The following is a 10,517-nucleotide window of genomic DNA, read 5'->3' as shown; positions in this document are numbered from 1 at the left end:
GAAGGCTTCCCCGCATGTCCGATCCCCTGTACCAGGTCGACGTCAGCGTCGTCACCCGCTTCCTTCCAGAACAGTCGCAACCCGAACACGACCGCTACGCATTCGCCTACACCATCACCGTCAGCAACAACGGCAGCGTTGCCGCCAAGCTGATGTCGCGCCACTGGGTGATTACCCACGGCAACGGCAAGGTAGAAGAAGTGCGGGGTGATGGCGTCGTCGGTGAACAACCGTTGATCGCCCCCGGCCAGAGCCACACCTACAGCAGCGGCGCCGTGATCTCGTGCAAGGTTGGCACCATGGAAGGCAGTTACCAGATGTTCGCCCAGGACGGTAAGCGCTTCGATGCCGTGATCGCACCCTTCCGCCTTGCCGTGCCCGGAGCCCTGCACTGATGGCAACCTATGCCGTCGGCGATCTCCAGGGTTGCCTGGAGCCGCTCAAGTGCCTGCTGGAGAGGGTCAGCTTCAACCCGGCCGTCGATCGCCTGTGGTTGGTCGGCGACCTGGTCAACCGCGGCCCGCAGTCGCTGGAGACCCTGCGCTACCTCTATGCCATGCGTGACTCGCTGGTGTGCGTGCTGGGCAACCATGACCTGCACCTGCTGGCGGTCTGGCACAACATCGAACGCCTGAAGAAAAGCGACACCCTGCGCGAGATCGTCGAGGCACCGGATGCCCCGGAGCTGCTCGACTGGCTGCGCCGGCAAAAGCTGCTGCATTTCGACGAGGCTCGCGGCGCCGTGCTGGTCCATGCCGGCATTCCACCGCAATGGACCCTGGGCAAGGCGCTGGCGCTGGCCGGGGAAGTCGAGGAAGTGCTGCGCGACGACCTGCGCATCAAACAGTACCTCGACGGCATGTATGGCAACGATCCGGCCAAATGGAACAAGGATCTGACCGGCGTGACCCGGCTGCGGGTGATCACCAACTATTTCACGCGCATGCGCTTCTGCACCGCCGAGGGCAAGCTCGACCTCAAGGGCAAGGAAGGCGCCGACACCGCCCCGCCAGGCTACAAGCCGTGGTTCGCGCACAAGGAGCGACGCTCGCGGCATGTGAAGATCATCTTCGGCCACTGGGCCGCCCTCGAAGGACGCTGCAATGCCCCTGGGGTATTTGCCCTGGATACCGGTTGCGTCTGGGGCGGTGCCATGACCCTGATGAACGTCGACAGCGGTGAGATGCACCGCTGCGAGTGCCCAGCCAAGGACACACCCGCCCACCCGCCGGCGCCCGTTACAAACAGCTAGAATGGCCCGTCATCGTTGAAGGAAACCACCCCATGAGCGAATTCAAACGCATCCCTCCCGAGCAGGCCCAGGCGCTGCGTGAACAAGGTGCGGTCGTGGTCGATATTCGCGACCCGCAAACCTATGCCAACGGCCATATCACCGGCTCCCGCCACCTGGACAACCATTCGGTGGCCGACTTCATCCGCAACGCCGACCTCGACGCCCCGACCGTGGTGGTCTGCTACCACGGCAACTCCAGCCAGAGCGCGGCAGCCTATCTGGTCAGCCAGGGCTTCTCCGATGTCTACAGCCTCGACGGCGGCTTCGAGCTGTGGCGTGGCACCTTCCCGGCGGAAACCAGCGCAGGAAGCGCCGAATAATTTTTTTCCTGCCCCGCAGCCCGCGTCCCGCGCGGGCTCGCGCCTGACCGGACGAACGGTCATGGCGAACTTATCCGCCATCCGCCCTTGACCTCCCCGAGAACCAACTATCCTTAAGCCCAGGCCATCCAAACAAAGGGGAGAGCCGGTACACCGGCGTGCGGGTCATCGGTAGCGATTTCAGGGTGTTCTGGGGGGTATACAGCAATCGTCAATCGCGATTGCATGCCAGCATCAGCTGACTGATCCGGCGTCGGCCTCACGTATCGAGCGAGGTGACGTCATGAGTATTTTTAGCCACTTCCAACAACGCTTCGAGTCCACCCGCCAGGAGGAGCTCTCGCTACAGGAGTACCTGGAGCTCTGCAAGAACGACCGCAGCGCCTATGCTTCGGCGGCCGAGCGCCTGCTCATGGCCATCGGCGAGCCGGAACTGGTCGACACCTCCAGCAACTCCAGGCTGTCGCGCATCTTCTCCAACAAGGTGATCCGCCGTTATCCGGCCTTTGCCGACTTCCACGGCATGGAAGAGTGCATCGACCAGATCGTCTCCTACTTCCGCCATGCCGCCCAAGGCCTGGAAGAGAAGAAACAGATCCTCTATCTGCTCGGCCCGGTAGGCGGCGGCAAATCGTCCCTGGCGGAAAAACTGAAGCAGCTGATGGAAAAGGTGCCCTTCTACGCGATCAAGGGCTCACCGGTCTTCGAGTCGCCGCTGGGGCTGTTCAACGCGGCTGAAGACGGCGCGATCCTCGAAGAAGACTTCGGTATCCCGCGCCGTTACCTGAACACCATCATGTCCCCTTGGGCGACCAAGCGCCTGGCCGAGTTCGGCGGCGACATCAGCCAGTTCAAGGTGGTCAAGCTCTACCCATCGATTCTCAACCAGATCGCCGTGGCCAAGACCGAGCCCGGTGACGAGAACAACCAGGACATCTCGGCCCTCGTGGGCAAGGTGGATATCCGCAAACTGGAAGAATTCCCGCAGAACGATGCTGACGCCTACAGCTATTCGGGCGCGCTGTGCCGGGCCAACCAGGGCCTGATGGAATTCGTCGAGATGTTCAAGGCGCCGATCAAGGTTCTGCACCCGCTGCTGACCGCAACCCAGGAGGGCAACTACAACAGTACCGAGGGCCTGGGCGCGATCCCCTACTCCGGCATCCTGCTGGCCCACTCCAACGAATCGGAATGGCACAGCTTCCGCAACAACAAGAACAACGAGGCGTTCATCGATCGGATCTATATCGTCAAGGTGCCGTACTGCCTGCGCGTCAGCGACGAGATCAAGATCTACGACAAGCTCCTGTTCAACAGCTCCCTGGCCAAGGCTCATTGCGCACCCGACACCCTGAAGATGCTGGCCCAGTTCACCGTGCTCTCGCGCCTGAAAGAGCCGGAGAACTCCAATATCTACTCGAAGATGCGCGTCTACGACGGCGAAAACCTCAAGGACACCGATCCGAAGGCCAAGTCGATCCAGGAATACCGAGACTCCGCCGGCGTCGACGAGGGCATGAACGGCCTGTCCACGCGCTTCGCCTTCAAGATCCTGTCCAAGGTCTTCAACTTCGACCCGCACGAAGTCGCGGCCAACCCGGTGCACCTGCTCTACGTGCTGGAACAGCAGATCGAGCAGGAACAGTTCCCGGCCGAAGTGCGCGAACGCTACCTGCGCTACCTGAAGGAATACCTGGCACCGCGCTATATCGAGTTCATCGGCAAGGAAATCCAGACGGCCTACCTCGAGTCCTACAGCGAGTACGGCCAGAACATCTTCGACCGCTATGTGCTGTACGCAGACTTCTGGATCCAGGACCAGGAATACCGCGATCCGGAAACCGGCGAGATCCTCAACCGCATCGCCCTCAACGAGGAGCTGGAAAAGATCGAGAAGCCTGCCGGCATCAGCAATCCGAAGGACTTCCGCAACGAGATCGTCAACTTCGTGCTGCGTGCCCGCGCCAACAACAACGGCAAGAACCCGACCTGGCTCAGCTACGAGAAGCTGCGGGTGGTCATCGAGAAGAAAATGTTCTCCAACACCGAGGATCTGCTGCCGGTCATCAGCTTCAACGCCAAGGCGAGCAAGGAGGACCAACAGAAACACAACGACTTCGTTACGCGCATGGTGGAACGCGGCTACACCGACAAACAGGTTCGCCTGCTTTCGGAATGGTACCTGCGGGTCAGAAAGTCCCAGTAATAGCTGCAAGCTGAACGTCGCGAGCCGCGCGTGGGTGTCCAGGCACTCCGCGTCGCTCACGGCGGGTGAGCTTTTCTTGCAGCTTGTAGCTTGAAGCTTGCAGCTGTACCCCAGCTACCGGAGGGCCCATGAGCTACGTCATCGACCGACGCCTGAACGGCAAGAACAAGAGTACGGTCAACCGCCAGCGTTTCCTGCGGCGTTACCGTGACCACATCAAGAAAGCCGTCGAGGAAGCCGTAAGTCGCCGCTCCATCACTGATATGGAACATGGCGAACAGATCAGCATCCCCGGCCGCGATATCGACGAACCCGTGCTGCACCATGGCCGCGGCGGCAAGCAGACCGTCGTCCACCCAGGCAACAAGGAGTTCACCGCTGGCGAACACATCCCACGTCCACAGGGCGGTGCCGGTGGCGGAGGCCGCGGCAAGGCGGGCAACTCCGGCGAAGGCATGGACGAGTTCGTCTTCCAGATCACCCAGGAGGAATTCCTCGAATTCATGTTCGAGGACCTTGAGCTGCCCAACCTGGTCAAGCGCCACCTGACCGGCACCGATACCTTCAAGACCGTCCGCGCCGGGATCAGCAACGAAGGCAATCCATCACGGATCAACATCATCCGCACCCTGCGTTCGGCCCACGCGCGGCGCATCGCCCTGTCCGGCAGCAGCCGCGCGCGACTGCGTGAAGCCAAGGAAGAACTGGCACGACTGAAACGGGAAGAGCCGGACAACTTCGGCGACATCCAGGAAGTCGAAGCGGAAATCGAGCGCCTGAGCGCACGTATCCACCGCATCCCCTTCCTCGATACCTTCGACCTCAAGTACAACCTGCTGGTCAAGCACCCAAACCCCAGCTCCAAGGCGGTGATGTTCTGCCTGATGGACGTTTCCGGTTCCATGACCCAGGCCACCAAGGACATCGCCAAGCGCTTCTTCATCCTTCTGTACCTGTTCCTCAAGCGCAATTACGACCGCATCGAAGTCGTCTTCATCCGCCACCACACCAGCGCCCGCGAGGTGGACGAGGAGGAATTCTTCTACTCCCGGGAAACCGGCGGCACCATCGTCTCCAGCGCCCTGAAACTGATGCAGGAGATCATGGCCGAGCGCTATCCCGCCAACGAATGGAACATCTATGCCGCCCAGGCCTCGGACGGCGACAACTGGAACGACGATTCGCCCATCTGCCGCGACATCCTCAGCAAGCAGATCATGCCGTTCGTCCAGTACTACACTTACGTCGAGATCACTCCCCGCGAACATCAGGCACTGTGGTTCGAATACGAACGCATCGGCGAAGCCTTTCCCGATACGTTCGCCCAGCAGCAGCTGGTGTCGGCCGGCGATATCTATCCGGTCTTCCGTGAACTCTTCCAGCGCAGGTTAGTGACATGACCGCCAGAGAGAAGCGCCAACCCCTTTCCACCGGGTCCGAGTGGACGTTCGAGCTCATCCAGGCCTATGACCGCGAGATCAGCCGCCTGGCCGAGCGCTACGCCCTGGACACCTACCCCAACCAGATCGAAGTGATCACCGCCGAGCAGATGATGGACGCCTACGCCTCGGTGGGCATGCCGCTGGGCTACCACCACTGGTCCTACGGCAAGCACTTCCTGAGCACCGAGAAATCCTACAGCCGGGGCCAGATGGGCCTGGCCTACGAGATCGTCATCAACTCCGACCCCTGCATCGCCTACCTGATGGAGGAAAACACCATCTGCATGCAGGCGCTGGTGGTGGCTCATGCCTGCTACGGGCACAACAGCTTCTTCAAGGGCAACTACCTGTTCCGCACATGGACCGATGCCAGCTCGATCATCGACTACCTGGTATTCGCCAAGCAGTACATCACCCAGTGCGAAGAGCGCCACGGCATCGACGCGGTGGAGGACCTGCTCGACTCCTGCCACGCCCTGATGAACTACGGTGTCGACCGCTACAAACGGCCCTACCCCATTTCCGCCGAAGAGGAACGGCGGCGGCAGAAGGACCGCGAAGAGCACCTGCAGAAACAGATCAACGATCTGTGGCGAACCATCCCGAAAAGTGCGGACAAGATCAGCGAAAAGGACACGGCCCGCTTCCCCGCCGAGCCGCAGGAGAACATCCTCTACTTCATCGAGAAGCACGCCCCGCTGCTGGAGCCCTGGCAGCGCGAAATCGTGCGCATCGTGCGCAAGATTGCCCAGTACTTCTATCCACAGCGCCAGACCCAGGTGATGAATGAAGGCTGGGCCACCTTCTGGCACTACACCCTGATGAACGACCTGTACGACGAAGGCCTGGTCACCGACGGCTTCATGCTGGAGTTTCTCCAGTCGCACACCAGCGTGGTGTTCCAGCCAGGCTTCGACAGCCCCTACTACAGCGGCATCAACCCTTACGCCCTGGGGTTTGCCATGTACACCGACATCCGCCGCATGTGCGAGCACCCCACGGAGGAAGATCGCCGCTGGTTCCCGGAAATCGCTGGCAGCGACTGGCTGTCCGCGGTCAAATTCGCCATGAGCAGCTTCAAGGATGAAAGCTTCATCCTGCAGTACCTCTCGCCCAAGGTGATTCGCGATCTGAAGCTGTTCAGCATCCTCGATGACGACCAGCGCGACGATCTGCTGGTCCCGGCGATCCACGACGAAAGCGGCTACCGCATCATCCGCGAGACCCTCGCGGCGCAATACAACCTCGGCAACCGCGAACCCAACGTGCAGATCTGGAGCATCGACCGCCGCGGCGACCGCTCCCTCACCCTTCGTCACCAGCAGCACGACCGCAAGCCGCTGGGCGACTCCACCGAGGAAGTCCTCAAGCACCTGCACCGCCTGTGGGGCTTCGATATCCACCTGGAAACCCTGCAAGGCGATCAGGTGATGAAGACCCACCACGTCCCCCCAAAGGGTGAACACGGCGACAGCGACCACGGTCGTCTCGATCTCGCCGTAGTACACCTCTAACGCCAAACGCCTCCGAGGTGCCGCACAGGTTATTCTGTGCGGCATCTACGGAGGTTTTTCATGCAGATCTACAAAGTCGGCGGCGCTGTGCGTGACCGTCTGCTCGGCCGACCAGTCACCGACAACGACTGGGTGGTGGTGGGCGCCAGCGCCGAACAGATGCAAGCCTTGGGCTATCGCCCGGTGGGCACGGACTTTCCGGTGTTCCTGCACCCCGAAAGCGGCGAGGAATACGCCCTCGCCCGCACCGAACGGAAAAGCGGCGTCGGCTACGGCGGCTTCACCTTCCACGCCAGCCCCGACGTCACCCTGGAACAGGATCTGATTCGCCGCGACCTGACCATCAACGCCATGGCCGAGGACGACCATGGCACCCTGACCGACCCCTACAACGGCAAGCAAGACCTGGATAACCGCGTTTTGCGCCATGTTTCCCCGGCATTCGCCGAAGATCCCCTGCGTGTGCTTCGCGTTGCCCGCTTTGCCGCGCGCTTCGCCGGGCTAGGATTCAAGGTCGCCCCGGAAACCCTGGAGCTGATGCGTCAACTCAGCGACTCCGGCGAGCTCCAGGCCCTCACTCCCGAGCGCATCTGGAAGGAAACCTCTCGCGCATTGATGGAATACCAGCCACAGGTATTCATCCAGGTACTGCGCGACTGCGATGCACTGAGGCAACTGCTGCCGGAGGTGGATGCACTGTTCGGAGTGCCGCAGCCGCCTGCCCATCACCCGGAAATAGACACCGGAGCGCACACCCTGTCGGTACTGCAACAAGCAGCCCTGCACGACCAGCCGCTGACCGTGCGCTGGGCCTGCCTGCTGCATGACCTGGGCAAGGGCACCACGCCGCAAGACGAGTGGCCAAGGCATATCGCCCATGAACATCGCGGGCTGAAGCTGATCGCAGCCGTCAACCAGCGCTTCAAGGTACCGCGCGACTGCCAGGAACTGGCGATGCTGGTGGGCGAGTACCACACCCACGGGCACCGCGCCCTGGAGCTGAAGCCTTCCACGCTGCTGGAGTTGCTGCAGCGCTTCGACGTCTATCGCCGTCCGCAGCGGTTCGAAGAGTTCATCATGGCCTGCGAAATGGATGCCCGCGGTCGCCTCGGCCTGGAAAAGCGTGCTTATCCACAGGCCGACTACCTGCGCGGCGCCGCCGAAGCGGCGCGCAAGGTAGCGGTACAGCCGCTGGTGGAACAGGGCCATACCGGACAGGCGCTGGGCGAGGCGCTGAAGAAGGCGCGGCTGAATGCGCTCAAGGCCTACAAGGAGAACGCTGCAGGCCCTGACGCTAGAAGCGATACTCCATCGACGTCATGACATTCCTCGGCTCGCCATACACGCCCCAGGTGTCCGAGTAGGCGTAGTACTTGCGGTCGAAGGCATTGTTCAGATTGACCTTCACGCTCAGGTCCTCGGTGACGTCATAGCGCGCCATCAGATTGACCAACGCGTAGCTGCCCTGGGTGAACTCGCGAAGGTTCTGCCCGTACTTGCTTTGCCAGTTGACCCCGCCGCCGACGGTGACCTTGTCCAGCAGGCCCGGCAGGCGGTAGGTGCTGAAGGTCTTGACGCTGTGCCGCGGGATGTTGGTGACGATGCGCTCATCCTCGTCATTGGTGCTGACGCTATAGGCATACCCCGCCATCAGCTGCCAGCCCTCGGCCAACTGGCCATCCAGGGACAGCTCGACGCCCTCGGTGGTGGTGCCCTTCTCGGTCCGGTAGATGTCCGGGTCCATCACCCACACCGCCAGGTTGTCCTGTTCGATGCGGAACAGCGCCAGGCTGGCGTTGAGCCGGTCCTCGTTGAAGCTGCCCTTGACCCCGACCTCATAGCCCACACCTTCCTGCGGCTCCAGCGCCTTGCCGTTGATGTCCTTCATGCCGTAGGACTGCGGGTTGAAGATCTTGGTGTAGCTGCCGTAGACCGACCAGGTGTCATCCAGGTCGTACACCAGCCCCGCGTAGGGCAGGAAGATTCCATGGCGGTTTTCGTCGCTTTCCGTCGCCTCGGCGCCATAAGGCTGATTCTCGCTTTCGCGCTTCCAGTCGGTCACCCGACCACCGAGCATCAAGTGCAGATCATCGGCAAGACTGAAGCGCGAGGTCAGGTACAAGGCGTATTGGTTCTCGGTGATGTAGTTCTTGCCCACCGGGGTCGTGTCCGGTCTCGGACCGCTGCCATCCCAGGTAAAGAAGTTATCGATGGTGCCGTCATAGCCGGTCCACGGGCCTTTCCAGCCGCCCCGATCCGGGGTGTTTTCCTTGTAGCGTGACAAGGTAGTGCCGAGGATCAGCTCATGCTCGCGGCCGAACAGGCTGAACGGCCCGGTCAGGTAGGCATCCAGGTTGTTCTGCCGTGGCGTGCCGCTCCAGCGGTTGGGGTACATGTAGCTGCCTGCGCCGGTCTGCTGGTCGATGGAGCCCGCCAGGTAGTTGGTCAACTGGTCGAAGCTGTTCTGCGTATGGCTGAGCTCGATCTTGCCGCTCCAGCCGTTATCGAAGCGGTGTTCCAGCGAGGTGAAGACATTGGTCACCTTGCGGTCGTAATAGGCCCAGTCCGGCGAGCTGTTGGTGGAACGGGAAAAATCGGTTTTCTGCCCGTTGCTGAAGTAGACCGGGAAACCTACACGCAAAGGCGAATTGGTATGGGAGTTGGCGTAGCTGAAACCGACAGTCAGCAAGGTAGCGTCCGACAGGTCGAACTCGCTGATGCCATACACCAGTTGCGAATCCGACGACATGCGATCGACCCAGGAGCCCTGGTCCTTGATATCCACCACCAGGCGACCGCGCACGGTGCCCTCGTCGTTCAACGGGCCGGAGGCGTCGAAGCCGGTGCCATAACGGTCCCAGCTACCGGCTTCGGCAGTGACGCTGAACTGCGGGTCATAGGTCGGTCGCTTGCGGATCAGGTTGATGGTCGCTCCCGGTGTGCCGGTACCGCTGATCAGGCCGGTAGCCCCGCGGACCACTTCGATGCGGTCGTACATCGCGGTGTACTGGGTCGAGTTATCGATTCGAGAGGACGTCGGAACGCCATCGATCTCGAAGTTGTTGATCATGAAACCGCGGGACCAGTAGGTGTTGTTCTCCGCGCCGACGCTGGCGTGGGACACGGTGATCCCGGGGGTCGCATCCAGTACTTCGTTGAGGCTGGTGAGCTTCTGGTCGTCCAGACGCTGGCGGGTCATCACCGTCAGCGACTGCGGGGTTTCCTTCGGCGTCAGGTTCAGGCGCGTCGAGCTGCTGGAGGAGTAAGTGGTGTACAGCCCCGAGCCTTCGGTGGTGGAGCCCGGAGCCTTGCCGGAAATCGACACGGCGCCGAGTTGCAGTGAGTCCGGGGCGGCCGCCAGCGTCAGCGAGTAGTTGCCATTGGCCTCGCGGACCGGCTGGATACCCGTGCCTGCCAGCAACAGCGCCAGGCCACCCTCGACAGCGTGCTGGCCTTGCAGGCCTGGGCTGGATTTTCCTTCGACCAATTGAGCCGGGTACGACAGCAAAATATGCGCCGTCTGACCGAACTGGTTGAGCGCCCCGGCCAAAGGACCAGGTGCGATATCGAACGTCTGCACAGCCTGTTCGGCGGCACCGGCCCAGCCCGGCAGCAATGCCAGCGGAGCGGCCAGCGCCATGCAGGCGATGCCCTGCGCTACTGCCCCTGCCAGTGTTTGTACACCCTTGTTCATGCAACGACTCCCCCGATGAATGTTGAACGTCTGCGGGTTGAGTCTCG

General features: G+C 61.8%; 8 protein-coding genes. 7 read left to right on the top strand and 1 reads right to left on the bottom strand.

Annotation, left to right across the window (positions count from 1 at the left end; all coding sequences use genetic code 11):
• Positions 1-14: 14 nt before the first annotated feature.
• The 7 genes from apaG (at position 15) to ACODSK_RS08635 (ending at position 8,099) form a co-directional block, all read left to right on the top strand.
• On the top strand, positions 15-395 hold the full coding sequence (apaG, locus tag ACODSK_RS08665) for a Co2+/Mg2+ efflux protein ApaG (protein ID WP_489015378.1): 381 nt from the start codon (positions 15-17) through the stop codon (positions 393-395).
• Positions 395-1,252, top strand: a complete 858-nt coding sequence (locus ACODSK_RS08660; protein ID WP_489015377.1) for a symmetrical bis(5'-nucleosyl)-tetraphosphatase — start codon at positions 395-397, stop codon at positions 1,250-1,252. Before apaG ends, ACODSK_RS08660 begins: the two co-directional genes overlap by 1 nt.
• A gap of 32 nt (positions 1,253-1,284) precedes the next feature.
• Positions 1,285-1,614: a thiosulfate sulfurtransferase GlpE gene (gene glpE / locus ACODSK_RS08655; protein WP_489015376.1), complete on the top strand. Its 330-nt coding sequence runs from the start codon at positions 1,285-1,287 to the stop codon at positions 1,612-1,614.
• 283 nt (positions 1,615-1,897) lie between these two features.
• Positions 1,898-3,820, top strand: coding sequence for a PrkA family serine protein kinase (locus ACODSK_RS08650; RefSeq protein WP_075801604.1), 1,923 nt, complete (start codon positions 1,898-1,900; stop codon positions 3,818-3,820).
• Between the two features lie 128 nt (positions 3,821-3,948).
• Entirely contained in the window at positions 3,949-5,220 is a 1,272-nt protein-coding gene (locus tag ACODSK_RS08645; protein WP_489015375.1) for a YeaH/YhbH family protein, read from the top strand.
• Positions 5,217-6,776 carry a SpoVR family protein gene (locus ACODSK_RS08640; RefSeq protein WP_489015374.1) on the top strand — a complete coding sequence of 520 codons (1,560 nt, stop codon included), beginning with the start codon at positions 5,217-5,219 and terminating at the stop codon, positions 6,774-6,776. The genes ACODSK_RS08645 and ACODSK_RS08640 overlap by 4 nt, the downstream gene beginning before the upstream one ends.
• A 60-nt stretch (positions 6,777-6,836) precedes the next feature.
• Positions 6,837-8,099 (top strand): multifunctional CCA addition/repair protein, encoded by a 1,263-nt coding sequence (locus ACODSK_RS08635; protein ID WP_489015373.1) that lies wholly within the window; start codon positions 6,837-6,839, stop codon positions 8,097-8,099.
• On the opposite strand, the gene ACODSK_RS08630 is transcribed toward ACODSK_RS08635, so the two are convergent.
• Positions 8,071-10,470 carry a TonB-dependent siderophore receptor gene (locus tag ACODSK_RS08630; RefSeq protein WP_489015372.1) on the bottom strand — a complete coding sequence of 800 codons (2,400 nt, stop codon included), beginning with the start codon at positions 10,468-10,470 and terminating at the stop codon, positions 8,071-8,073. The genes ACODSK_RS08635 and ACODSK_RS08630 overlap by 29 nt on opposite strands.
• Between the last annotated feature and the right edge of the window lie 47 nt (positions 10,471-10,517).

It is taken from the genome of Pseudomonas sp. FG98 (assembly GCF_057808595.1).
This window is presented reverse-complemented; position numbering and strand designations above follow the sequence as displayed.

Bases quoted from the DNA above. Each gene is read 5' to 3' on its own strand.
- ACODSK_RS08640 (WP_489015374.1), top strand. From the start codon at position 5,217: ATGACCGCCAGAGAGAAGCGCCAACCCCTTTCCACCGGGTCCGAGTGG.
- apaG (WP_489015378.1), top strand. From the start codon at position 15: ATGTCCGATCCCCTGTACCAGGTCGACGTCAGCGTCGTCACCCGCTTC.
- ACODSK_RS08650 (WP_075801604.1), top strand. From the start codon at position 1,898: ATGAGTATTTTTAGCCACTTCCAACAACGCTTCGAGTCCACCCGCCAG.
- ACODSK_RS08660 (WP_489015377.1), top strand. From the start codon at position 395: ATGGCAACCTATGCCGTCGGCGATCTCCAGGGTTGCCTGGAGCCGCTC.
- ACODSK_RS08645 (WP_489015375.1), top strand. From the start codon at position 3,949: ATGAGCTACGTCATCGACCGACGCCTGAACGGCAAGAACAAGAGTACG.
- ACODSK_RS08630 (WP_489015372.1), bottom strand. From the start codon at position 10,470: ATGAACAAGGGTGTACAAACACTGGCAGGGGCAGTAGCGCAGGGCATC.
- glpE (WP_489015376.1), top strand. From the start codon at position 1,285: ATGAGCGAATTCAAACGCATCCCTCCCGAGCAGGCCCAGGCGCTGCGT.
- ACODSK_RS08635 (WP_489015373.1), top strand. From the start codon at position 6,837: ATGCAGATCTACAAAGTCGGCGGCGCTGTGCGTGACCGTCTGCTCGGC.